General features: G+C 43.1%; 23 protein-coding genes and 1 pseudogene. 8 read left to right on the forward strand and 16 right to left on the reverse strand.

Going from position 1 to position 24,120, the window contains the following annotated elements:
* Window positions 1-226 precede the first annotated feature (226 nt).
* Genes E2K93_RS14335 through E2K93_RS14350 form a run of 4 tightly spaced genes read left to right on the forward strand, consistent with a single transcriptional unit; the run spans window position 227 to window position 2,824 of the window.
* Window positions 227-1,396, forward strand: a complete 1,170-nt coding sequence (locus E2K93_RS14335) for a thiolase family protein (RefSeq protein ID WP_135439755.1) — start codon at window positions 227-229, stop codon at window positions 1,394-1,396.
* Between the two features lie 2 nt (window positions 1,397-1,398).
* On the forward strand, window positions 1,399-1,812 hold the full coding sequence (locus E2K93_RS14340; RefSeq protein WP_135439756.1) for a Zn-ribbon domain-containing OB-fold protein: 414 nt from the start codon (window positions 1,399-1,401) through the stop codon (window positions 1,810-1,812).
* Window positions 1,813-1,814: 2 nt separating this feature from the next.
* A complete protein-coding gene (locus E2K93_RS14345) occupies window positions 1,815-2,381 on the forward strand; it encodes an FAS1-like dehydratase domain-containing protein (protein WP_135439757.1) in 567 nt (188 codons plus the stop codon).
* Entirely contained in the window at window positions 2,381-2,824 is a 444-nt protein-coding gene (locus E2K93_RS14350) for a MaoC/PaaZ C-terminal domain-containing protein (protein WP_135439758.1), read from the forward strand. Before E2K93_RS14345 ends, E2K93_RS14350 begins: the two co-directional genes overlap by 1 nt.
* 26 nt (window positions 2,825-2,850) lie before the next feature.
* On the opposite strand, the gene ybaK is transcribed toward E2K93_RS14350, so the two are convergent.
* Both ybaK and E2K93_RS14360 read right to left on the reverse strand, forming a co-directional pair.
* Complete coding sequence (ybaK, locus tag E2K93_RS14355; protein ID WP_135439759.1) at window positions 2,851-3,324, reverse strand: Cys-tRNA(Pro) deacylase; 474 nt, start codon at window positions 3,322-3,324, stop codon at window positions 2,851-2,853.
* Between the two features lie 24 nt (window positions 3,325-3,348).
* Window positions 3,349-4,158, reverse strand: a complete 810-nt coding sequence (locus tag E2K93_RS14360; protein ID WP_135439760.1) for an SDR family NAD(P)-dependent oxidoreductase — start codon at window positions 4,156-4,158, stop codon at window positions 3,349-3,351.
* A gap of 524 nt (window positions 4,159-4,682) precedes the next feature.
* Between E2K93_RS14360 and E2K93_RS14365 the strand changes: the two genes are divergently transcribed.
* Together E2K93_RS14365 and E2K93_RS14375 are read left to right on the forward strand one after the other, a co-directional pair.
* The gene (locus tag E2K93_RS14365) at window positions 4,683-4,895 is read left to right on the forward strand and encodes a cold-shock protein (protein WP_135439761.1); all 213 of its coding nucleotides are present in this window, start codon (window positions 4,683-4,685) and stop codon (window positions 4,893-4,895) included.
* Window positions 4,896-5,513: 618 nt separating this feature from the next.
* Window positions 5,514-6,338, forward strand: a complete 825-nt coding sequence (locus E2K93_RS14375; RefSeq protein WP_135439763.1) for a DUF2306 domain-containing protein — start codon at window positions 5,514-5,516, stop codon at window positions 6,336-6,338.
* Window positions 6,339-6,525: 187 nt separating this feature from the next.
* Here E2K93_RS14375 and lipA read toward each other — a convergent pair whose 3' ends face one another.
* The 14 genes and pseudogenes from lipA to leuS form a co-directional block, all read right to left on the reverse strand.
* Window positions 6,526-7,509, reverse strand: coding sequence for a lipoyl synthase (lipA, locus tag E2K93_RS14380; RefSeq protein ID WP_135439764.1), 984 nt, complete (start codon window positions 7,507-7,509; stop codon window positions 6,526-6,528).
* A complete protein-coding gene (gene lipB, locus E2K93_RS14385; protein ID WP_135439765.1) occupies window positions 7,506-8,162 on the reverse strand; it encodes a lipoyl(octanoyl) transferase LipB in 657 nt (218 codons plus the stop codon). The genes lipA and lipB overlap by 4 nt, the downstream gene beginning before the upstream one ends.
* 156 nt (window positions 8,163-8,318) lie before the next feature.
* A complete protein-coding gene (ybeD, locus tag E2K93_RS14390; protein WP_135439766.1) occupies window positions 8,319-8,582 on the reverse strand; it encodes a DUF493 family protein YbeD in 264 nt (87 codons plus the stop codon).
* A gap of 126 nt (window positions 8,583-8,708) precedes the next feature.
* Complete coding sequence (locus tag E2K93_RS14395) at window positions 8,709-9,491, reverse strand: aminotransferase class IV (RefSeq protein WP_228445325.1); 783 nt, start codon at window positions 9,489-9,491, stop codon at window positions 8,709-8,711.
* A 90-nt stretch (window positions 9,492-9,581) separates the two neighbouring features.
* Window positions 9,582-10,745 (reverse strand): serine hydrolase, encoded by a 1,164-nt coding sequence (locus tag E2K93_RS14400; RefSeq protein ID WP_135439768.1) that lies wholly within the window; start codon window positions 10,743-10,745, stop codon window positions 9,582-9,584.
* A gap of 180 nt (window positions 10,746-10,925) precedes the next feature.
* A complete protein-coding gene (locus tag E2K93_RS14405; RefSeq protein WP_135439769.1) occupies window positions 10,926-11,795 on the reverse strand; it encodes a septal ring lytic transglycosylase RlpA family protein in 870 nt (289 codons plus the stop codon).
* Window positions 11,796-11,898: 103 nt separating this feature from the next.
* Window positions 11,899-13,019, reverse strand: a pseudogene (gene rodA / locus E2K93_RS14410) (rod shape-determining protein RodA).
* A complete protein-coding gene (mrdA, locus tag E2K93_RS14415) occupies window positions 13,019-14,983 on the reverse strand; it encodes a penicillin-binding protein 2 (RefSeq protein WP_135439770.1) in 1,965 nt (654 codons plus the stop codon). Before mrdA ends, rodA begins: the two are co-directional and overlap by 1 nt.
* A 6-nt stretch (window positions 14,984-14,989) precedes the next feature.
* A complete protein-coding gene (rlmH, locus tag E2K93_RS14420) occupies window positions 14,990-15,460 on the reverse strand; it encodes a 23S rRNA (pseudouridine(1915)-N(3))-methyltransferase RlmH (protein ID WP_135439771.1) in 471 nt (156 codons plus the stop codon).
* 5 nt (window positions 15,461-15,465) lie between these two features.
* The gene (rsfS, locus tag E2K93_RS14425) at window positions 15,466-15,789 is read right to left on the reverse strand and encodes a ribosome silencing factor (RefSeq protein ID WP_135439772.1); all 324 of its coding nucleotides are present in this window, start codon (window positions 15,787-15,789) and stop codon (window positions 15,466-15,468) included.
* Between the two features lie 83 nt (window positions 15,790-15,872).
* A complete protein-coding gene (nadD, locus tag E2K93_RS14430; protein WP_135439773.1) occupies window positions 15,873-16,526 on the reverse strand; it encodes a nicotinate-nucleotide adenylyltransferase in 654 nt (217 codons plus the stop codon).
* Between the two features lie 22 nt (window positions 16,527-16,548).
* The gene (gene holA, locus E2K93_RS14435) at window positions 16,549-17,604 is read right to left on the reverse strand and encodes a DNA polymerase III subunit delta (RefSeq protein WP_135439774.1); all 1,056 of its coding nucleotides are present in this window, start codon (window positions 17,602-17,604) and stop codon (window positions 16,549-16,551) included.
* A gap of 13 nt (window positions 17,605-17,617) precedes the next feature.
* Window positions 17,618-18,130: an LPS assembly lipoprotein LptE gene (lptE, locus tag E2K93_RS14440; protein WP_135439775.1), complete on the reverse strand. Its 513-nt coding sequence runs from the start codon at window positions 18,128-18,130 to the stop codon at window positions 17,618-17,620.
* Entirely contained in the window at window positions 18,130-20,709 is a 2,580-nt protein-coding gene (gene leuS, locus E2K93_RS14445) for a leucine--tRNA ligase (protein ID WP_135439776.1), read from the reverse strand. Before leuS ends, lptE begins: the two co-directional genes overlap by 1 nt.
* 205 nt (window positions 20,710-20,914) lie before the next feature.
* Here leuS and E2K93_RS14450 point away from each other — a divergent pair, with 205 nt between their 5' ends.
* A complete protein-coding gene (locus E2K93_RS14450) occupies window positions 20,915-21,406 on the forward strand; it encodes a zinc ribbon-containing protein (protein ID WP_169130072.1) in 492 nt (163 codons plus the stop codon).
* 100 nt (window positions 21,407-21,506) lie between these two features.
* Window positions 21,507-23,897, forward strand: coding sequence for a Lon protease family protein (locus tag E2K93_RS14455; RefSeq protein WP_135439778.1), 2,391 nt, complete (start codon window positions 21,507-21,509; stop codon window positions 23,895-23,897).
* Window positions 23,898-24,120: the final 223 nt, after the last annotated feature.

A 24,120-nucleotide genomic window follows, 5' to 3' on the forward strand; every position in this document is an offset into this window, starting at 1 on the left:
ACCCTGTCTAATTAGTTTTCTTCACTAAGCAATATAGGCAAATAAGTTTACCTCACTTATATTTCTCGTTTTGCCAAATTATCTTGGTTGAAAACCTTTTTATCTGGTGTTAGTGTTTATTGAGTTGGGCTCATTAGTGTTTTTGGGCCGATACTTAAATAAAGATAAAAATAAGAAATAGGTGATCAAGCTTGGCTTGATGCTTGTTTAGTTAACGAGAGATATTATGGGTAAAATTGCAATAATTGGTTACCACGAAGTACCAACACAAATAAATCCCGAACGAACTCGATGGGATATTCTCGAGGAAGTGATTACAGGTGCGGTTCGTAATGCCGGTATCGATAAAGACGATATTCAAGGTGTGATTAATGTGGCACCACAGGCTCAACCTGATTTGATTTCACAAACCGCATTCGGATTGATACCGGAGCACTTTGGCCTTAAAGGGGTTAAAGACAATATGATCTGTAACGCGGGTGGTGCATCAACGACCAACTGTGTTCGTATGGCTGAACAGTGGATCACCTCAGGCATGGCTGAAGTGGTTATTGTCCCGCATACGACCGTGCAATCTGATATACCTGCCGAAGACTTAATTAGCTTTTTCGCCAAAGCGCCTATGCATCCTGAATGGGAATTCCCATTCGGCATGACCTTTAACGGTGCTATGGCGCTAATTACCGAACGTTATATGTACGAAACCAACACCAGCGAACAAGAGATGGCGTCGGTTACTTATGCTTTGCGCGACTGGGGCTCACGTGACCCGATGTCATTGTTCTTTAATAAACCGCAAAGCATGGATGACATTCTCAATGCCCGTAAAATCTCGACGCCATTAAGAGCGAAAGATTGCAATATGCTTGCTGATGGTGGTGGTTGTTTGATCATTGCATCTGAAGCTTATGCTAAGAAGCACTGTGCTAAGCCGGTTTGGAAACTAGGTCATGGCTCGGCATTTATTGGCGCAACACCTGCTGTGCGAGAAGACGTCTACTGGCGTGAGTCTTATAAAAAATCAACAAGTGAAGCGTTGCAACAAGCCAACTTAAACGTTGACGATATCGACATTCACGAAATTTACGGTGCATATCCATTTTCTCAATGTGCTTACGTAGAAGCGGTTGGTTTGTGCGATGAAGGTGAGGGCGCTCGTTATCATGCCGCAGGGCACACATTATTAGGTGGCAAAACACCGTGCACAACCATGGGCGATGCTACCGGTCGTGGTCATACTGGCTCTGGTGTATCTATGGCGTTTTATTGTCAGGTAGCGCGCCAATTGCGTGGCGAAGCTGGTGACAACCAAGTCGACGGCGCGAACAAAGTGATGGTAGTTACCGCAGGTGGTTCAGGTATGAATGCACTAACAACAATTTGGGGAGCAGAATAATCATGACTGAATTAAAACGACCTTTACCGAATATCAGCAAAGAAAGTCAGGGCTTTTGGGATGCTGTGCAGCAAGATAAGTTAGTGATTCAACACTGTCATAGTTGTGACAGTAATATCTTTTATCCACGCCGTATTTGTCCTCATTGTTGGTCAAAAGACTTAGGCTGGGTTGAAGCAAGCGGCAAAGGCACAATCTTTTCCGTGACCACGACATACTTAGGCACCACAGCTGAATTTTCCGATGAGTTACCAATAACGGTTGCTTGGATTGATCTTGATGAAGGTGTTCGCATGGCTTCAAATATTGTTGGTTGTGGTCCCGAGCAAGCTAAGATTGGTGATCGAGTGCAAGTGGTCTTTGAAAAGGCGAATGAAGATTTCAAATTGCCTTTCTTTAAGATTGTTGAGGCGTAATCATGACCGCAAACACAGACAAGCCTAGTTGGGGTAAACAAGGTACCTGGCAGCAGGCTTTGTCTTACGTAGGCAAGGTTGTCGGTATCTCCAAAGGTGCAGACAAGGCGGATGCATCAAGTGTCCGTCGTTGGTTGGAGCCAAAAGAATTCTATTCACCATTGTTTGTAGATGATGACGTTGCTCAAAAGGCTGGTTACGATGCCAAGATAGTACCTAGCGCGATGGCGATGACATTGGGGCAACCGGCACATTGGCAAGCGGGAGATAAACGTTTTGAAATCGGTGATGAGCCGATTCAAATTCCTATTCCTGTGATATTTGAGGTACCAGCGCCGTTCAGTTTAAGTTTTGCGACCAGTATGGAAATGGAGTTCTTCAAGCCGATATATCATGGCGACGAGATCACTATAACCCACGAGCTGCTGTCAATAACTGAAAAACAATTGAAAGTGGGTAAAGGTGCTTTCTTTAAACAAAAAGATACCTACACCAATCAACATGATGACATTGTGGCGGTTGGCATGTTGGATATTTTTCGCTTTAATCCGGCAAGTGAGGAGGCCTAATGTCTGCATCTACAACCATAGATTGGAGTACATCGAAAACGCTCACTGATGTTAGCATTGGTGACCTATTGCCGGCGATTGATATCGACATCACATTGCAGCGCTTAGTTATGGAGGCCGCGGCTAACCGAGATTTGTCTTTGATCCATCATGATAAATCTGTCGCACAAGCAACCGGTGCGCCTGATGCTTACGCCAATACCTTCTTTTTATATGGCATGATAGAGCGCTTAGTCAGACAGTGGGGTGGTGTAAACATCTTTATTCGTAAAATAGGTCCGCTGCGCATGAACAGCTTTAATTGTGTGGGGGATTCGCTGAGCTTTAACGGCAAAGTGAAAGACATAAACGTTGACGAAAAGACCGTGACACTGAGTACTTGGGTTGCAAACGCCGATAAAGTCAGCGTTACCGCCGACGTTAAAGTTATTTTCGCCAGCTAGCGAAATTTATCACCGCTTGTCATTGGTTAACCATATAATGCCAGATCAGCGTATCTGGCATTTGTGTACTTGCACAAGTCAGTACTTGCTAATTCTATTTCCAGCCCTCGTTGGCCGGCGCTGACAAAAATGCACTCATGCTGCTCTGCACTGCTGTCTATGAGAGTTGCCAACGCTTTCTTTTGTCCAAGCGGACTGACGCCACCAAGAATATATCCGGTACTTCGCTGCACGACCATTGGCTCGGCCATCTTGGCTTTTTTGACTGAGAATATCTTGGCGACGGCTTTAACGTTTAGTTTGGCTTGTACAGGAATGACCGCAACGACTAAGCGTTCATCGGTTAATGTTAACACTAAGGTTTTAAAAACCTGGCTTGCATTAACGCCGAGTTTTTCGACCGCCTCTAGTCCATAAGATTGACAATCTGCATCATGCTGGTAGCTATGAATTGTGTGAGCTAGATTGTGTTTTTTGGCAAAGTCTATCGCTGGCGTCATGATGTTATTCCGTTAATACCACGTTTATTGCTGTAGCAACCAATTTACCTTATCTTCAATCGCTTTGCTGACTTTGCTACAGATATCTTGGTCCAGTGCATCTCGGTGTGGGGAGGCGAATTGGCCGGAATCATTATCAAAATACAAGCCATTGGCTTTGCCGAAACGATCGGACAATGCGGCATCGGTTAATACTCTTGCGCCAATACTGAGATCATTGCCGGCAATACCATAAGCATCTTTGACCATTTTGCTGGCGAGTAAGGATCCTGGATTGACAGCAATGATAATAGGCTCGGTTGTTGCTTTATGCTCGGCTAAGTATCGAGAGAACATGGTCAGTGCCAGTTTACTTTGCGCATAGGCATTATTGTCTTCCATATCGACAGAACCTGATAAGGCATCTAACCAAACAGGCGCTTGTGCCGCCGAAGAAAGGTTGATAATGCGACCACTGGCTGGCATTACTTTCATAAATTCACGGGTTAATAGGTAGGCGGCAAACGTATTGACCACAAAGCGGATATCTAACCCTTGCTTGGTTTTGGTTTGTGCCACGCTAAATACGCCAGCGTTGTTAATCACCACATCAACCACTGGATGTGCGTTATTAATGTCATCGACCATCTGTTTGCTGGCGCCAAGATCAGTAAGGTCAGCGACATAACTGCTGGTTTGTATATTAAAGTCACCTTTTACTTGCTGCTCGACATCTTTTAATTTTTGTTGGCTACGGCCATGCAAAATCAAATTGTGCCCCAACTCGGCCAACATATTAACGGTGGCAAGGCCTATGCCATCGGTTGCGCCGGTGATCAGTATGGTTTTCGTCATGTTAACCTCAAACAATAGGTGAGAGTGTTTGCTTGGTATTTACTAAACTATATCAATGCTTTTTAATATAGAAGCTAAGTATAAGCGGTAATACTTATATCGGTGCGGCAATTTCGCTGTTGCTCTAGCCATATTGCATCAAAGCATGTCATTTGGCTAAGTGAACTCACAGTATCTTCTCGCTAATTTTACCGGATTGTACCGAGCCTGTAGCAATCTGAATTGCTTAAATATATATTTTTTACCCATATCTCGATGATTTTTTAGACTTAACCATGTTTTTTTGCAAAAAAATAATGTTTTTATCAAGGATTGCAAATATACTCTAGACTCGAGAGAATAAAAAATGTACTATGTGCTCGCTTTGGATTGCTAATAGCTTTTTCTATACTGCTCTGTATTCTCTTTATTCTCCTTTTTAAGTCGTTTATAGATATTCATATGCTCTACTAGCTACCGGCTATCTATAGCTCCATTGGTGGATTTCCACCGCAAAACAACATTATTTAAAAAAGGCTCCAAATATGTCTAACACAGTAACTGGCGTAGTAAAATGGTTTAACGAAGATAAAGGTTTTGGCTTCATTACACAAGACGATGGCGGCAAAGACGTTTTTGTTCACTTCCGTTCTATTGTTTCTGAAGGTTTTAAGACTTTGTCTGAAGGCCAGGCTGTTTCTTTCACTGTTGAGCAAGGCCAAAAAGGTCCTCAAGCTGCTAACGTGACTGTAATCTAGTTTATAGATAACAAGGCTAGATATTTATCTAGCCTTGCTTATTTCCACCCATATTGATATCACTGCACCCTAAACGTCAGGAGTGACCCATTACGACCATATCACTATACAAATATAAAGAATTTCATTAATGACAATAAATACCAACTCAAATACTTTCCAAGTATCTCCACCTATTTCTCAAATCTCAGTAAACAAACAAAACGTTATTTTTACCGATTTGCAAAGTAAGAAACACATCCAACTTAAAAACGCTGTAGAAGCAAAATGTTTTTTAAATTGGCTATTAAGCGTATCTGACGTTAGCTACTATTCTAGTGAAAATAACTAGAATAGGGTGAGCCGTTGGCGATGCCTCAACACCTCTTTTTCTAAATTGGCTATTTAAGAATTATTGTAAGATCTGATATCTACAGACTTATAATGTTCATATAGTTGGTTAATTCCACTAATATTTCAATCACTTAAATAGCTAATAATTAGTTAACTTCGCATTAACCTAATTTTCATAAATCGTATGTTTATGATTTTCATACGTTTATTTTATTGGCGCGGTCTTTGCTTTACTTCCTTTAATAATAATTTTTACATGACAAAAATGTTTTCAAGGAAGTACACATGCAACAAGCTTTAACCGCCAATGAACCTCTTGCTCGTCCGATAAAAAATAACTGGTTGAGTCACAGTGCTAAATTTTGGTTTTTCGTGACCGTATTTGGTCAATGGATCTTCGCATCTTATGTGGCGATATTTTATGGCGGTGCCTCTTTAGAGGGAAACTTTGCCGGTTGGAATAAAGTTATGCCGCATGGCTACATTGCCGGAGACACCATAGGTAATATAGCCGTTGGCACGCATTTACTGTTCGCCTTGGTGGTCTTGATAGGCGGACCGCTGCAGCTTATACCGCAGATACGACGTTTAGCGCCTAAATTCCATCGAATCAATGGTCGAATCTATATCCTAACCGCACTGATATTAAGTGTCGGTGGCTTATTTATGGTGTGGTCACGCGGTGTTGCCGGTGGCGAAATGACCAAATACAGTATTAGCATAAACGCTATATTGATTATGGTTTTCGCCAGTTTAGCGGTTTATTTTGCAATAAAACGAGATATAAAAACGCATCGTCGTTGGGCGATTCGATTGTTTATTGTTATGGGCGGGGTGTGGTTTTTTCGTATCGGATTAATGTTATGGCTCATGATTCATCAAGCACCGGTTGGTTTCGATCCGAAAACGTTTGAAGGGCCGTTTTTAACGTTTCTCGGCTTTGCCCAGTACCTTATTCCGTTAGCGTTGGCGCAGTTATATTTTAACGCTTTTGAGAGTCAAAACCATTTATATAAAATAAGTGTATCTGTTGTGCTAACGTTATTAACCTTGGCCATGGCGGGAGGCATCTTTGCTGCCACTATGGGAATGTGGTTGCCACGTATATAGTAATAATAAAGGTTATTGAACTTAGTGAGGCAACTGGCTTAACAGAGTCATTATAAATAACCCGATAAAACAATGACGTATTGGCTGACAAACAGTGCAACATGTCCACTTCAATATTGGCAAGCAGATACAAAAAAGGGCTGGGTAATTATCATACACAGCCCTTATTTATTTGCTTTAGGTTAAGTTACTTAACTTCTTCACCAGCGGCTTGCTTATCAGCGTGGTACGAGCTGCGTACTAATGGACCACAGGCGGCATGTTCAAAACCCATTTTCATCGCTTCTTGACGGAACATTTCAAACTCATCAGGGTGAACATAACGCTCTACCGGCAAGTGGTGCTTACTCGGTTGTAAATACTGACCTATGGTTAGCATGGTCACACCGTGTGCACGTAAGTCGCGCATAACCTCAAGAATCTCTTCATTGGTCTCGCCTAAACCGACCATCAAGCCTGATTTGGTTGGTACCTCAGGGTTCGCTTCACCAAATTTCTGTAGAAGATCAAGAGACCACTGATAATTCGCACCTGGACGTGCCTTTTTGTAAAGACGTGGCGCGGTTTCAAGGTTGTGGTTGAATACCTGTGGTGGATGCGCATTAAGTATCTCTAATGCTTTGTCCATACGGCCACGGAAATCTGGTACCAAAATTTCTACTTTCGTGTGTGGCGCATGCTCACCGATTTCACGAATACAGTCAGCAAATTGTTGAGCACCACCATCGCGCAAGTCATCACGGTCAACAGAGGTAATAACTACGTACTTAAGCGCCATGTCTTTAAGTGTCATAGCAAGTTTCTTTGGCTCATCCGCATCCGGTGCTAATGGGCGGCCATGGCCAACATCACAAAACGGGCAACGACGTGTACAGATATCACCAAGGATCATAAACGTCGCTGTACCATGGTTAAAACATTCCGCCAGGTTAGGGCATGAGGCTTCTTCACATACAGAGTGCAGACCACCTTTACGTAGACCGGCTTTTACCTTATCGATATTTTCCGTGGTACGTGGCAACTTAATTTTCAGCCACTCAGGCTTACGCAACATGGTTTCACGTTCGCTTGGGATCACTTGCACCGGAATATGTTGCATTTTATCGGCATCACGTAGCTTTGTACCTGGTGCAATTTGCGAGGTTTTTAAACGCTCAGTTGTGTTGCTCATAATTCATCTAAACCTGTTTTGTATTCGACATTGTCAGCTTGCAATAACTGTTGTAATTCTAGCTGTAACTTCTCGCCAGCTTCACTGACGTTATCCGGCCCATCTAATTCAGCCGTTTGCACCATCTCTAAACCGGCATAACCACATGGGTTAATGCGTAAAAAAGGTGACATGTCCATATTTACATTAATCGCTAAACCGTGGAATGAACAACCTTTGCGAACTCTTAAACCAAGTGAGGCGACTTTTTTGTCATCGACATACACCCCAGGTGCATCTGGTTTTGGATACGCCTTAATATCGTATTGAGCGAGCGTATTGACGATGCCGTTCTCGATTAAGGTCACTAATTCTCGTACACCCATCTTGCGTCTACGTAGATTGATCATAAAGTAGATCACCTGCTGACCAGGGCCGTGATAGGTTACCTGTCCGCCACGATCGACTTTTACAACCGGTATATCGCCGGGCATTAATAAATGTTCTTCTTTGCCTGCTTGTCCTTGCGTAAAGACCGCAGGGTGCTCTACTAACCAAAGTTCGTCGTCGACGCTATCGTCGCGATCATCGGTAAACTGCTGCATTGCTCGCCATACGGTTTCATAATCCATGTTGCCGAGTTGACGAATAACCAGTGGGTAGCTCACATTCATTCCAAAGTTAAAAAATTAGGCCGCCATTATAGCCATATAAATCTAAAAATCCAGCAAGGCTGAAGGCTTACGCCTGAACATTGCTGGAACCAGTGTCATCAATAAGTAACACCTATCATCGCCCATTGGACAATACTGTTGGCCTAGGCTTGGTGTTTATAATACGTAACGGACTTCTTCAATGGCCGACAATTCTTTGTACAGCTTTTCTATATGCGCTTGACTATTTACCGTAACGCGAACAGAAACAGAGTGATAGGTGCCTTTACTGCTTGGTTTAATCGTTGGTACATAATCACCCGGTGTGTCACTTTGCAATACAGCAACAACCAGATCGGGCAAATTAGGAACCGCTAAACCCATCACTTTAAAATTAAATACATAAGGAAATTCAATTATTTCATCGAATCTAGCTTTCATATAACTCTCTTATAACTGGCCTTGGGCCATATACAAATATAAATTTAATGGTGGTTGTAGGCTGCTTGAGTCTTGCGCTGACAAGGTTCGTATCGGTACATGTTGATGCACCCGCGATAACAAGCTTTATTTGCTTTTTGTCGCCAATAATTGACGTTTAAAATGCTGAAATTCCGCAAACAGCGTTTTGCTGATCGGACCGACTTTACCATGGCCGATTATTTTATCATCAATTTGTATGACAGGGGAAATTTCTCTGCTTGAAGAGCTTATCCATACTTCGTCAGCAGCCAACAATTGCTCTATATGGATGCACTGTTGTTGTATTTCAACCCCTGCAGTATGGCAAAGTTCAATAATTACGTCGCGAGTAATGCCGCCTAATATGTCGTTGTTTTGCGGTGGCGTGTAGACGGTGCCGTCTTTGACGATAAAGACATTCGATGTGGTGCCTTCAGTAATTTTGCCATCACGATGCAAAATGGCTTCATCATAGCCTTTAGCTTGGGCCTGATTGCGCAGCATGATATTACCTAACAAGGCAATACTTTTTATGTCGCAATGTTGCCATCGAGTGTCTGCTAATAGCGTTGCTTTGCAGGATGTAAGGGGTTGTTCAGCGACAGTTAACGGGCTGGCCATCAATAACACGGTCGGTGTTATATTTTCTTTGTAGAGATGATCTCGCTCGTCATGAACGCCACGGGTCACTTGTAAATAAATTGACATATGACCACCGCCATTGCGCTCTATCAGTTGCTCTATGATGGTTTGCCATTGTTCTGACGAGTAGGGCGATGTGAGCTGAATTTGCTCTAGGCAGTATTGTAGGCGGTTGAGGTGCTCGTTTAAGCGAAAGGGATTGCCATGGTATACGGGGATAACCTCATAGATACCGTCTGCAAACAAAAAGCCTCTATCGAAAATAGAGATTTTTGCTTGCTGTTTGGCGAGCCACTCGCCATTTAAATAGACGGTATCCAGATGAGTTAGCCTCGATTATTGAAACTGCAATTTAACGTAGTCAACTAGACGTGAAAACATACTGCCTTCATTAACATTTTGTAGTGTAACTAATGGGTAGTTTGCCACTTCGTCACCATTTAATTGCAACGACACACTGCCAACAACTTCACCTTTAGCCAAAGGCGCGGTTAATTGACGATCTAATTTTACTTTCGCTTCAAGGTTTTTCTTTTGACCGCGAGGGATGGTAATCGCAACGTCAGACAAAATACCTAGGTCAACTTCTTTAATATCGCCCATCCATACACGGTTGGTAGCAAAGCTTTCACCGGCAGCGTAAGGAGTCACTGTTTCAAAAAAGCGGAAACCGTAGTTTAGAAGCTTCTTACTTTCAATCTTACGAGCCTGTTCGCTGTCAGTGCCCATTACAACGGTTACTAAACGCATGTCACCTTTAGTCGCACTGGTTACTAAGTTATAACCGGCTTTTGAGTGATGACCTGTTTTTAAACCATCAACATTTAGGCTCTTATCCCATAACAGGCTGTTACGGTTGTATTGCTTGATGTTGTTGTAGGTGAATGACTTTTGCTTGTACAAAGCATACTCATCTGGCACGTCTTCAATAAGAGCGCTAGCAAGCGTCGCCATGTCGCGTGGTGTAGTGAAGTGGTTTGTACCACTTAAACCATGCGAGTTTTCAAAGTTAGAGCCTGACATACCCAATTGCTGTGCGTACGCGTTCATCATATCTGCAAATGCGCTTTCACTGCCTGCAAGATGTTCCGCCATAGCCACACAAGCATCGTTACCTGAGGCAACAATAATACCTTGGTTTAGTAAGCTAACCGGTACTTCAGTACCTACTTCAATAAACATTTTTGACGAATCAGGGAAGTTTTTCGCCCAAGCGTTTTCACTTACCATGACCTTGTCGTCATTCGAGATATTACCTAATTCAATTTCTTTACCGATAATATAACTGGTCATCATTTTTGTTAATGATGCAGGTTCTAATTGAATATCGGCATTACCTTCGGCAATGATATGGCCGGTTGCATGATCGATTAAAATATACCCTTCGGCGTTAATTTGTGGAGGCGCTGGAATGATGTTTTTAGCGCTTGCGACTGTGGCTGTACTAGCCAGCACAATGCCTGACAATAATTGAATTAATTTATTAGCTGAATTGCTCATTATTAACCTGTGTATTTTTATATTTGAAATAGTGAGTGAAACGACGTTCTTTATGCTTTTATTAGGTGAACGTGCTGTTTTTGCAAAATTGCCGAATAGTATAGCAATATTGGCCCCTTTGTTAAGAGGCTTGATCGCTTATTTTGCTATTATCAGCGCCTTTTGACCGGCTTTTTTCTGTTATTTTGGCGCAAACAGCGGATATGCTTCTTTATAACCCTGATTATGCAAACTGGCTAATAATTCTTGCGCTTGCTTCGCCTCTGATATTGGTCCTATTTGCACCCGAAAAAGTTCATTATTTTGCGTTAAATTTACCGGTACCTGTAATAAAAACTCTAACCCTTTGGCTGTATTATCTGCCAACATTTTATTGCGGGTTACCAGCACATGAATATAAGGTTGAAACACCTTGCCATTATCACTCTGAACTTGGTTTTTTTGCACAGCGTTTTGCTTTGCAATTAACGGGCTAGTTACCGCCGTGTCGTTAGGTGTTTGTTGCGGCACAAACTGAGCGATATTAGATTTAGTTATCGCTTCAACTTTTACTTTTGCAGTGCCTTTGTTAAGCATGCCTAATTTGTAAGCGGCACTGTATGACAAGTCGATTAAGCGATCTTGATGAAATGGACCACGATCGTTGACGCGAACAATGACCTTACGATTATTCTCTAAATTGGTTACTTGCACATAGGTAGGTAAAGGCAAGGCTTTATGCGCGGCTGAAAAACCATACATATCGTACACTTCACCGTTTGATGTTAGATGACCATGAAACTTTTTTCCGTACCAAGATGCGGTACCCGTTTGCACGTATCCTTCAGCATTGTCCATGACCTGATAAGGAATACCAAACACTTGGTAATCTTTATTGCCGCCACGGCTCTTCTCGACAACTTGCGGCTGTGGTTCATTGAGTTCTTGCTCGCTAGGTAAGCGACTCGGAATGCTGTCATGTTTTTGCGAATATCGGGAAGGCTCAGGGCTTTGACAGCCAATCAAGGTGACACAGGCGCAAAACGCTAGACTTAAAACGGGCTTCTTCATGGAGAGTTCTGTTTATTATTATTGAGAAACGAATACTCCAACTATAAATGGCCTGCAGTGCAAGTACAACAGCACATTCAGGCCAATATGGTATTTTATTCGTTTAAGAGGAAATTAATCGCCTGTGAGTACTGATTGCCATCAGTACACCAAAGCCGGCCATCAAGGTAACCATGGAGGTGCCGCCATAACTTACCAATGGCAGTGGCACACCAACCACAGGCAAGATACCGGATACCATGCCGATGTTTACAAACACATAAACGAAAAACGTTAAGGTCAGGCTACCTGCCAATAGTTTGGTGAAGGCCTCTTGAGCATGAGTGGCAATCCACAAACCGCGCATAACAATTAATAAGTAGATGGTTAATAAGCCAATGACACCAAATAAGCCAAACTCTTCACTGAATACAGAGAAGATGAAATCGGTATGACGTTCAGGCAAAAATTCCAGTTGTGATTGGGTACCTTGTAACCAGCCTTTACCGGTTAAACCACCAGAGCCGATAGCTATTTTAGATTGAATGATATGATAACCAGCACCGAGCGGATCTTCTTCAGGGTTCAGGAATGTCAGCACCCGTTGTTTTTGATAATCACGCATCAAAAACATCCACAAAATTGGTAGGAAAGCCGATAATAATCCCGCACATACGCCAATTAAACGCCAACTGGCACCTGCCAAAAATAATACGAATACACCAGAGCAGGCAATCAGTAACGAGGTTCCTAAGTCCGGCTGCTTGGCGATCATTAAGGTTGGGATCATAACCAAGGCAAAGGCGATAATGATGTGTTTGGTTTTTGCTGGTAAATCATATTTTGCAATAAACCAAGCAACGGTCATCGGTACCACAAGTTTCATGATTTCCGAGGGTTGGAATTTCATAAAGCCCAAATCGAGCCAGCGCTGCGCACCTTTACCAACATGGCCAAACAACAACACGCCAAGCAACATCAATAGACCGAGTACAAACACCACCACAGCCCAGCGTTGATAAACCACCGGGGGATTTGCGCAACCACAAACATGACACCTAAACCTATGCCTAGGCGAATCACTTGACGTACTACCAAGTCCATATCTTGACCACCTGCGCTGTAAATCACAGCCAGGCCTAGACTCATTAATACCAACAACACAAATAACAACGGCAAATCGATATGGATCCGCTGCAAAAAGGATTTCTTCTTTGTTTCGTCTTTACCGGTATTGCGTATCATTATTTATTTTTGCTCTGACTTTTACTGACCAAGGCGCGATTGGCGAAATATTGATCCATGATTTGACGGGCAACCGGGCCGGCGTTTGAACCACCACCACCTACCGCGACATTTTCAATGGCTATGGCAACAACAATCTCTGGTTTATCATGCGGCGCATAAGCAATAAACATCGCATTATCACGCTGATTTTCCGATAATTTTGTCGCATCATAGTCAACATCTTCAGCACGACCAACAACTTCACCGGTACCTGATTTACCCGCGGCTTGGTAATCGCTACCTAAAAACGCGTTATAACCGGTACCCGCAGGTTTGCCAACCGTCGCGCGCATGCTATCAAGAATAATGTCCCAGTTTTTTTCATCGGCCAGCACTATCGGTGGCTTTTCATTAATTTCAAACGGGACAATTTGTTTTTCTACGTCACGGGAAGTGGCAATGTCGATACCATCCGTTGCCTCAGCTAAGCTATTTTCTGCGGTTAACTCAACGGGCTCGTGAATATGTGAAACAAAATGCGGTTCAACAACACGGCCTTTGTTCACTAAAATGCTTGTCGCTTGGGCCAATTGAATCGGCGTTACTGTCCAGTAACCTTGACCAATACCAATATTTACCGTGTCACCGTGATACCAAGGTTGGTTGTAGCGAGCTCGTTTCCAGCCTCGACTTGGTAAGATAGCAGGGCTCTCTTCATATATATCGATACCGGTAGATTCACCAAAGCCAAATTTAGCCATATTTTCACTGATACGATCTACACCAATCTTGTAGGCTAAATCGTAAAAATAGGTGTTGCAGGAGCGCATAACCGCTTCTTCAAGGGTCACCCAACCGTGTCCCCATTTAAGGTGGTCTCGATATTTACGCTTACCATTTTTTAAGCGGAACCAACCCGGATCCCATATTTTTGATTCTTCACGAATTAAATTTTCTTCAAGACCAATTAAACCAAGAAATGGTTTGATGGTTGAGGCGGGCGGGTACGTACCTTTGGTAACTCGGTTGATTAACGGCTTATCTTTGTTTTGGAGTTTCTTGTAATTTTTTGATGAAATGCCGTGTACAAACAGGTTGCCATCATAACTGGGGTTTGAATAAAACGCCAAGATGCTGCCGTCTCTCGGGTCCATGGCGATAACCGCACCACGGGTACCTGATAAGGCGCGTTTGGCTATCATTTGCAATTCAATATCAAGGCTAAGGGTTAGATCTTTGCCGGATACCGGTGGTGTATAGTTTAACGTGCGCAGAATACGGCCACGGTTATTCACTTCAACTTCCTGATAGCCCATTTGCCCATGCAGCATATCTTCATAAAAACGCTCAAGCCCTAACTTGCCGATATCTCGCGTTGCTTGGTATTGTTCGAGTTTATCTTGTTGCTCAAGTCGATTTAAATCTCGAGTATTAATTTTGGCAACATAGCCAAGCGAGTGGGTGGTCAGATCGGCAAACGGATAGTAGCGTTTTAGGCGTGCATCTATAACCACACCGGGCAAGCGGTGCAGGTTTACGGATACTTTGGCAACTTGCTCATCATTGAGTCTGGAGATTAATTCAAGCGGTTTAAAGCGACGCTTAAAACGCATTGATTTGATAAAGTTTTGCTTTTGCTCTTCGTCAATGGCGATAATTTCTGCCAAGGTGGTCAATGTATCGTTGATATCATCGACTTGCTCAGGAATGATCGACAAACTAAAAACGGGGCGGTTTTCAGCGAGCAACACGCCGTTGCGGTCATAAATTAGACCTCGATTCGGCGCAACCGGCAGCAGCTTGATGCGGTTCTTGTTAGAGTGAGTTTGATATTTCTCGTAGGCATTAACTTCTAGGTCATAGATATTGTTGAACAATATCAAAATCATCACCAATACGCCGATAAAGGTGATAAATGCGCGACGTGCGAATAGGTTCGCTTCAGCGCTATGGTTTTTTATACTGACCCGTTTTACTGCCAAGGGTTACTACTCCCGATGATAGGGGTGATTATTATTAATACTCCAGGCACGATACAGACTTTCTGCAATCATGATCCTTACCATGGGGTGTGGTAGCGTTAGAGGCGATAATGACCACTTTTGTTCCGATGCTTTTATGCATGCCGGCGCCAAACCTTCAGGACCACCTACCAATAACGCCACATCTCTGCCGTCCATTTGCCAATTTTGCAATTGAGTCGCGAGTTGTGGCGTGGTCCATGGCTTGCCTTCCACTTCTAAGGTCACGACACGAGAACCTTTTGGTACCGCAGCCATGGTTTGCTCGCCTTCTTTTTCTAGAATACGAGCGATATCAGCATTTTTACCACGCTTACCTGGGGTGATTTCTACCAGATCAAAGCTCAGATCACGAGGAAAGCGACGGGCATATTCACTAAACCCCTCAGCAATCCATTTTGGCATCTTATTGCCAACGGCAATCAGGGTAATGCGCATATGTGCTAGTCTTCAGTCCAAAGTTTTTCTAACTGATAAAAGTCGCGAATGTCATCCGTCATAACATGGACAACGACATCGCCTAAATCAAGCAGCGCCCATTCACCAATATCATTACCTTCAATACCCAAACTATCAAACGTTGAACGTTTTACTTCGGTATGTAAGTTATCGGTGATTGATTTTACGTGACGTGTAGAGTTACCCGAGCAAATAATCATAAAGTCGGTAAAGCTTGCTTTACCTTGCACATCTATGGTGACAACATCGCGAGCTTTCATGTTATCTAGTTGCTCTAGGACAAATTCAACTAATTGTTCAGTTTGCAATAGGATTCCTTACTGGTCGGTTAAAGGCCGTATATAGCCATAAAATTGCTTACTCATTTCGGCTATTCTAGCCCGAACTGGCGCTAATTTACAGAGCTTGGACGCTGATATAGCTGATTTTCTTTAATGTAGCGTGCGATGTAGTCAGGTAAAGGCAAATTTTGTTGTTGGTCAGTTTCTATACTGTGGCGGATTTGTGTTGAAGAAATGTCTATTTGACAAGTAGTTAGCAACAATATCAGTCCAGAAGGCTTGGCCAATACTTGATTGACATCATCGCGAATCTTGTCGTGCAGTGGGGAGTTGGATATGTCGCTTGGATCATAGCCTGGACGAGTGCTAACCACAAAATGACAGTGTTGCAAGATGTCATCGATGCGATACCAGGTATGTAAATTCAATAATGAATCGGTACCAATGAAGAAAAACAACTGCGCATCAGGGTTCTCTGCTCGAAGTTCGATGATCGAAGTTAACGTATATGATGCTTGCTGGCGTTGCAATTCTCTGTCATCGCAGACAAATAATGGTTCATGCTGACATACTAATGTAATCATCGCTAAGCGTTGTTGACTGCTGGCATGAGCTACCGCTTTATGAGGTGGAATGTTGGCAGGCATGAGGCGCACTTGGCTAAGGTTTAGCGCCTTAGCGAGGTCTTTACATGGTTCGATATGGCCTGAGTGTATGGGGTCAAAGGTGCCGCCAAATATGCCAATACGTTGTTGATTCATCATAATTCGCTCGTGAATCGACTGTTTATGCCTGCATATCGTAATCTAGCGCCAATGCTTGTGTACCATCGGCAAAGTAAACACTGATGCACACATCGCTAAGCAAAAGAAACGGGTCGAAATCACTGGCGGTTTTGCTGATCAAGTCGACTTGCCCTAAACGTTTTTTCGCTTGTTTGATGTTGTTAATTGATACCTGTTTTAAGGCATTTTGGTAGAGCGGCTTTTTCTTATCCCAGACTTTAAACTGCTTCATGACATCGTTAAAGCTGCTGCCTTGACTCAGCTGAGTTTGCATCTGCTCTAACTGACTTAACTGATTATGCAGTGCCCAAATCAATTGTGCGCCCACCACGCCTTCGTGCTTCATTTGCGTAAGCATGTCATTAACTTTGCTAAGTTCGCCTGCCAATAAAGCGTCGGTTAATTGAAATGGCGTAAACTTAGATTGGCGTATCAGTAATGATTCCAAATGGTTGGCGTCAATGTACTGCTGATTATACAGCAACATTAGCTTTTCCATTTCTTGCGCTAGAGCAGGGATGTTACCAGCAAAAAAGTCAATCAACATGCGTTGCGCATCTGCGCTTAAGTTTAAGTTGAGGCGCTGACATTGTTGAGACAACCAAATCGTTAAACCTTTGCCTTCAAGGTCATACAAGGGAATGTAGCAGCCTTGCTTTTCTAAGGTTTTAAACCATTTCTTTTTGCTACTTGAGGCATCTAACTTATTGCCATGCAAGATCAACATCACATCGGATTGCCCGGTTGCTTGCAGTTCAGCAATCTCGGTTAAAACCTTACTACTTTGCTCATTAACTTTGTTGTTGCCCATGTCTATTTCAATGATGCGCAGACTTGAGAATAAACTCATGCTGTTAAATTCATTGAGCAAGTCATGAAAGTTAAAGTGTTCGTCATTGCTGAACCGAATCAGTTCATCGTAACCTTGTTGCTTGGCGTGTAATTTGATTTGCGCAAGTGCGTCATTTTTCTGCCAAGGTTCATCACCAAATACTAAAAACGTATGATCAAGTTTTTTCTGTAACTGCTTGTTGAGTTGGCTATGATAAATGCGCATTAATCAGACAACCTTAAATTTCAATACTGGCAAGGTTTCTAAGAATGATATCAGCAGCTTCCAAACGCATTTCTTTGCGCAGTAAGCTTAATTCTCGTGACTTTGCTAATGCTCTATCGGGATCATCTTGATAATTTCGGGTGACGTTGAAATTAAATTGTTGACTTTCATCGTAAGCAACAATGATTTCGTAACTTACCGAGTAGGTCAGTTCATATTCGGCAACCTGACCGTTTTCGAATAAGCTCAAGGTACGACGACTTAAACCGTCTTTAACGATACGAAGATGTGGAATATTGGTATCGGCGGTTTTTACAATATTGACGTCATTGACGGCCAAATGTTGTTTAACCAAACGAGTCAGCTCACCATGGGGATCCGGGGAGCTAACATAAAGTGTTTGCAGTTGCTCGGGAAGTAAGTAATCACCGCGCAGTTTAAATCCACAACCACTGATTAGAGAGACCGTAAGCAAAGCGCTTACGGTCAGGGTGAACAGATTTTTAATGGTTTTTTTTAATGACATTAATTGGCCACAATATTCACCAGTTTGCCAGGTACATAAATGACCTTACGAACGGTTTTTCCTTCAGTAAACTTAGTAACATTCTCCTCATTAAGAGCTTGTTTTTCAACATCTTCTTGAGAAGCAGTGCTTGCTACTGTGATCTTAGCACGTAATTTGCCGTTTACCTGTACAATAACCAATTTTTCGTCTTCAACCAAGGCTGCTTTGTCAACTTGTGGCCATACGGCCTCTTCAACTTCGCTGCCGTCACCAACAAGTGCCCATAGTTCATGACCTAAATGCGGGGTAATTGGCGTAAGCATCAAGACAATCGCTTGCACCGCTTCTTTCATTACCGCTCTATCAGCGTCTGACTCTAGCTTGGCTTTCGCTAGTGTGTTCATCAATTCCATAATGGCTGCGATAGCCGTATTAAAGGTATTACGACGACCAATATCATCGGTGACCTTAGTGATGGTCTTGTGTACTTCACGACGAAGGTTCTTATGTGCTGCTTCAAGTGTTACTTGCTCTAATGCTAAGGCATCACCGGCTTCGGTAAAGTCATGAACCAATTTCCAAACACGTTTTAAGAAGCGATGCGCACCTTCAACACCAGCATCAGACCATTCGAGTGTTTGCTCTGGTGGCGAGGTGAACATGATAAACAAACGAACGGTATCGGCACCAAATAGGTCGATAACTTCCTGAGGATCAATACCGTTGTTTTTTGACTTACTCATTTTGCTCATACCAGCAGAAATAACCGGCATGCCATCAACTTTTGAGTTTGCTGAAATAACTTGGCCTTTGTCGTTGCGTTCAACATCAACATCGGTCGGTGAAATCCAGGTTTGTGCACCGTTACTTTCTTCACGGTAATAGGTATCCGCTAAAACCATACCTTGACACAATAAGCTTTTGAACGGTTCATCGGATTCAACTAAGCCGACGTCACGTAGTAGTTTGTGGAAGAAGCGAGAATACAATAAATGCAAAATGGCGTGTTCAATACCACCAATGTATTGATCTACAGGCAACCAGTAATTGGCTTTTTGTGGATCCAACATGCCAGTATCGTGCTCAGGAGAACAATAACGGGCGTAGTACCATGACGACTCCATAAAGGTGTCGAAGGTATCGGTTTCGTGGAATGCAGGCTGACCATTGTAGGTTGTTTTTGCCCACTCTGGATCGGCTTTGATTGGCGATGTAACACCATCCATAACCACATCTTCCGGTAACTCAACGGGTAGCATGTCTTCAGGTACAGGTACTGATTCACCGTTTTCCAATGTCAACATTGGAATTGGCGCGCCCCAATATCGTTGGCGAGAAACACCCCAATCACGCAAGCGGTAATTTACGGTGATTTTACCTTTACCTAGAGATTCAAGTTTTGCGGCAATCGCTTTAAATGCGGCATCAAAATCTAAGCCGTCAAATTCACCAGAATTTACTAAGGTATTTTTCTCAACGATAGCGGCTAGGTTAATATCGTCGCCTTCGGTAGCGCTAATGACTTGTTTGATTTCAAGGCCGTATTTTTTGGCAAATTCATAATCACGTTGATCATGACCTGGTACTGACATAACCGCACCAGAGCCGTAATCCATCAAGACAAAGTTCGCAGCCCATACTGGCACAAGTTCACCGGTTAGCGGGTGAATCGCTTTAAGACCCGTATCAACACCAAGTTTTTCCATGGTCGCCATTTCCGCTTCACTGGCTTTGTTGTTTTTGCATGCATCAACAAAGCTGGCTAGCGCGGCATTGTCTTTCGCAGCATTTAACACCAACGGATGCTGGGCGGCCAATGCGACGTAAGTAACACCCATTACGGTATCAGGACGAGTGGTGTAGATATCAAAACTTTCGTCGCTGTCAGCCAAATCGAACGTCATATCAACGCCTTCAGAGCGACCAATCCAGTTACGTTGCATGGTCTTTACTTGCTCAGGCCAGTTTTCAAGCTGATCCAAGTCGCTCAATAACTCTTCCGCGTAATCGGTGATTTTGATAAACCACTGTGGAATTTCTTTGCGCTCAACAATAGCGCCTGAACGCCAACCGCGACCGTCGATAACCTGCTCATTTGCTAATACGGTTTGATCAACTGGATCCCAGTTTACCGTGGCGTTTTTCTTATAGACCAAACCTTTTTCATAAAGCTTGGTGAAAAACCATTGTTCCCAGCGGTAGTAATCTTTTTGACAGGTCGCAAATTCACGATCCCAGTCATAGGCAAAACCAAGCGACTTAAGTTGGTTACGCATGTAATCTACATTTTCATAAGTCCAAGATGCTGGCGCGGCTTTGTTTTTAATCGCCGCGTTCTCTGCCGGCAAACCAAACGCATCCCAACCCATAGGCTGTAAAACATTTTTGCCTTGCAGACGTTGATAACGACTGATCACATCACCCAATGTGTAGTTACGAACGTGGCCCATATGCAGGCGCCCACTTGGGTAAGGGAACATTGATAGGCAGTAGAACTTTTCTTTGCCTTCAATTTCTTTGGCTTTAAATGTTTTTTTCTCCATCCAGCGTTGCTGAATTTTTTGCTCAATAGATTGAGGATTGTAAATGGCTTCCATCAAAAGATTTTCCGAATATGATTGTCGTAAAGCGCCGCTACCAAAGTTTCGTTAAGGCGTATTTTTCGCCTTGTTGGTAGTGCTTGAGGCGCAACATCCCAAATTAAAAATATGGCGGCAATATTACCTTATTTCGCCCCTGTCTCACAATGCTTTCTTGTGACTATACTTAAAACAAATGGGAGCTTTTAACGAGGAGCTCAAAGTGGCAGAGAAAAATCAGCAATATCAAAGCTTATTCGATCGCATTGGTGACTGGCTAAATGAGGCCGCGCCCAATGAAATGAATAATGTTAAACAATGGGTTAGCAAAGCCGAACAACTCATCGATGCGGCTGCTGACGTATCGGTCAATGAATATCAATTGAGCATCGACAGCTTTAAACATGATTTGTTTGGCTTTTATCGTCATTATCAACAAGATGCCGAACAGTCTTTGTATTTGGTTGGCTTGCAAGAAGGGATGTGGCAGCACCTGGCGAATATGACCGATCAAACCCAAGTAGAATGGCAAGAGTTTCTCGATGATATAGACCATGATGGCGTATACAAAAGCGGTGACTTAATTGGCTTTGGCCGTATCATTTGCACCAATTGCCAACATAAGATGGATATCACCCATGCGTGTAAAGTCATAGACTGTCCAAACTGTGGTCACACGAGCTACATTCGACAGGCATTTGAGCACAATATTTAAGCAATTGAATTCAATCCGTGACATTGCGGTTATTTAGGCTTTGATTTTTGCCGCTACACATGTTTACACTGGCCTTAAGCAATAAAAATAAGGACAGTAGATGACAGCGACTACAGATGCGTTACAGGTTCCCGTTGAACAGTTAACCGCAGCGTTGCCTGCACAATTGTTTACCCAATCGGTTGTTGATGACAAAGTAAAACAGAAATTTATTGGCCATGATCGCGCCAAAGAAGCGCTGAATTTTGGTCTGTCGATGACGTCTAACGGTTTTAACGTGTTTGCTAAAGGCGAACCGGGCACCGGACGACAAACGCTGATTAGCCAAATGCTGGCGGAATTCGCGTCCAATGAAGACACTGCTGATGAGTGGTGTTATATCAATAATTTTGATGATCCCCAAGCGCCTCACAAGCTCTATTTGAATGCCGGTGAAGGCAAGCAGTTACAGGCAAAAATTAACGATTTGCTCGATGACTTACTCGACTTGTTCCCTGAAATTTTTGATAACCCAGGCTACCAACGTCAAAGAGCCGCCATCGACCGTGAGTTTAACAAACGCTATGACTCGGCGATTGAAGAGCTCGAAGAGTATGCCTATTCAAAAGATGTTGTCTTATACGAAGAGAAGGGTGAAATCAGTTTTTCGCCATTGGTCGATGGTAAGCCGCTAGGTGACAAAGAATTTGCCAATCTCGATGAAAAGACCCGTACCGCCTTTTATCACTTGCTAGAAGAGCTTGAAACCATGCTCAGCGAGAAGTTGCTTGAGCTGCCACTGTGGAAACGTGAATCAAGTGTGGCATTGCGGAAATTGAAATTCGATACCGCAGAACAAAGTATTCGTCCGCTTTTAAAAGAGCTTGAACATGAGTTTACCGCCAACCTTGGCGTGCTTAAATATTTGCGTCAGGTAAAAGATCATATCACCGAAGTGGTACTGGATATTCTGGTTGATGAAAATTCAGATAATCCTCGAGATGATAAAGCCTGTCGTAAATTACTGGTTGAACGCTTTATGCCAAACTTATTGGTTGCGCGAGAAAGCAACGACGGCGCTCCGGTTGTTTATGAGCAAAACCCAACATTTCAAAATTTATTTGGTACCCTCGATTATTCATCGATTCAAGGTGCGGTGTATACCAACTACCGCTTAATTCGTGCCGGAGCCATGCATAAAGCCAATGGCGGGTATTTATTACTGGACGCGGAAAAGCTGTTATCTCAGCCAATGGTATGGCAGCGCTTAAAGTTGGCGTTGAAAACCGGTGAAATCCAAATTGAACACCCTTATGCAGAGATGAGTATTGGTGGCAGCGTCTCTTTAGAGCCTGAAAAAATCCCTCTAAAAGTCAAAGTAGTATTACTTGGCAATGCGGAAATTTATTACACCTTGCAAGAGTACGATCAGGAATTTACCGAGCTGTTTCGGGTATTAGCTGACTTTGATCGTCATGTTGACAAAAGTGATGAAAATTTAAGATCTTATGCGACCTTGATACGTCAACATGCGGCAAAACATGACTACCCGTATGTCGATGATGAAGCAGTCAGTTTATTGGTGCGTTATTCACTGCGCAAAGCAGAGCATCAAAATAAGTTGTCGGCCAATATCGTCAATATAAATGACTTATTGGACGAAGCGGTGTTTATTTGGCGCATGGATGATCAAGAGACCATTCAAGCCAGCCATGTTGAAGCCGCACTTACCGCGAAAAAACGTCGCTCTGGGCGCTTAAGCGAAACTTGGTTACAGGAAATTAAAGAAGAACAGGTCCTTATTTCGACAGAAGGTGCAGCCGTCGGTAATGTCAATGGCTTAACCGTACTGGAAATTGGTGACAGCGTATTTGGTACGCCTGCTCGTATTTCCGCTACGGTATATGCTGGTGCGCAAGGGGTTACCGATATTGAACGAGAAGCTGAACTTGGTAAGTCGATTCACTCAAAAGGTGTTTTGTTATTAATCGGTTATCTGGGTCATAAATACGGTCAAAGTTTTCCATTATCCATTTCCGCCAATATTGCTATCGAGCAATCCTATGGCCATATCGATGGCGATAGCGCCTCAATGGCCGAGCTTTGTGCTTTGATTTCATCGATTACGGGTTTGCCGATTAAACAAGAAATCGCCATCACCGGGTCAATGAATCAACATGGTGGGGTGCAATCTATTGGTGGCGTAAATGAAAAAATCGAAGGCTTTTATCGTCTATGTAAGGACAAGGGCTTAACCGGTAATCAAGGGGTTATTATCCCAAAAACCAATATGATGAATTTGATGCTCGACCAAGACGTTATTGACGCCGTACAGCAAGGACATTTTGCAATCTACGCGGTCGATAATGTCGACCAAGCGCTAGAGATATTGCTTGATGAAAAGGCTGGTACCGCCAAACGTGACGGGAGCTATCCGAAAAAGAGTATTCATGGGCAGGCACTGACTCGCCTTAAAACGCTATCGGATCTGCTTAATGGCAGTGATGACTAAGTCTTTACCTTAGCCTTAAATCTGCGTTAATACCCTTAACGCCCTCAATAAAAGCGCCTCTACCTAGGCGCTTTTTTATTGCCGCTTTTTGCCACTCATTAAATGGAACAGCGCTTAATTGTCATGATTTGAGGCTTAAAAGTCGTCAATTAGCCGATTAAAGTGGAAAAATACACGACTTGCATTACCTTTTAATTAGCATTTATAGATTTGTATAGTCACG

Source organism: Thalassotalea sp. HSM 43 (assembly GCF_004752005.1).
In the GTDB taxonomy this organism is placed as follows: domain Bacteria; phylum Pseudomonadota; class Gammaproteobacteria; order Enterobacterales; family Alteromonadaceae; genus Thalassotalea_A.

Bases quoted from the DNA above. Each gene is read 5' to 3' on its own strand.
- E2K93_RS14335 (WP_135439755.1), top strand. From the start codon at position 227: ATGGGTAAAATTGCAATAATTGGTTACCACGAAGTACCAACACAAATA.
- E2K93_RS14340 (WP_135439756.1), top strand. From the start codon at position 1,399: ATGACTGAATTAAAACGACCTTTACCGAATATCAGCAAAGAAAGTCAG.
- E2K93_RS14345 (WP_135439757.1), top strand. From the start codon at position 1,815: ATGACCGCAAACACAGACAAGCCTAGTTGGGGTAAACAAGGTACCTGG.
- E2K93_RS14350 (WP_135439758.1), top strand. From the start codon at position 2,381: ATGTCTGCATCTACAACCATAGATTGGAGTACATCGAAAACGCTCACT.
- ybaK (WP_135439759.1), bottom strand. From the start codon at position 3,324: ATGACGCCAGCGATAGACTTTGCCAAAAAACACAATCTAGCTCACACA.
- E2K93_RS14360 (WP_135439760.1), bottom strand. From the start codon at position 4,158: ATGACGAAAACCATACTGATCACCGGCGCAACCGATGGCATAGGCCTT.
- E2K93_RS14365 (WP_135439761.1), top strand. From the start codon at position 4,683: ATGTCTAACACAGTAACTGGCGTAGTAAAATGGTTTAACGAAGATAAA.
- E2K93_RS14375 (WP_135439763.1), top strand. From the start codon at position 5,514: ATGCAACAAGCTTTAACCGCCAATGAACCTCTTGCTCGTCCGATAAAA.
- lipA (WP_135439764.1), bottom strand. From the start codon at position 7,509: ATGAGCAACACAACTGAGCGTTTAAAAACCTCGCAAATTGCACCAGGT.
- lipB (WP_135439765.1), bottom strand. From the start codon at position 8,162: ATGAATGTGAGCTACCCACTGGTTATTCGTCAACTCGGCAACATGGAT.
- ybeD (WP_135439766.1), bottom strand. From the start codon at position 8,582: ATGAAAGCTAGATTCGATGAAATAATTGAATTTCCTTATGTATTTAAT.
- E2K93_RS14400 (WP_135439768.1), bottom strand. From the start codon at position 10,745: ATGAGCAATTCAGCTAATAAATTAATTCAATTATTGTCAGGCATTGTG.
- E2K93_RS14405 (WP_135439769.1), bottom strand. From the start codon at position 11,795: ATGAAGAAGCCCGTTTTAAGTCTAGCGTTTTGCGCCTGTGTCACCTTG.
- rlmH (WP_135439771.1), bottom strand. From the start codon at position 15,460: ATGCGCATTACCCTGATTGCCGTTGGCAATAAGATGCCAAAATGGATT.
- nadD (WP_135439773.1), bottom strand. From the start codon at position 16,526: ATGATGAATCAACAACGTATTGGCATATTTGGCGGCACCTTTGACCCC.
- holA (WP_135439774.1), bottom strand. From the start codon at position 17,604: ATGCGCATTTATCATAGCCAACTCAACAAGCAGTTACAGAAAAAACTT.
- lptE (WP_135439775.1), bottom strand. From the start codon at position 18,130: ATGTCATTAAAAAAAACCATTAAAAATCTGTTCACCCTGACCGTAAGC.
- leuS (WP_135439776.1), bottom strand. From the start codon at position 20,709: ATGGAAGCCATTTACAATCCTCAATCTATTGAGCAAAAAATTCAGCAA.
- E2K93_RS14455 (WP_135439778.1), top strand. From the start codon at position 21,507: ATGACAGCGACTACAGATGCGTTACAGGTTCCCGTTGAACAGTTAACC.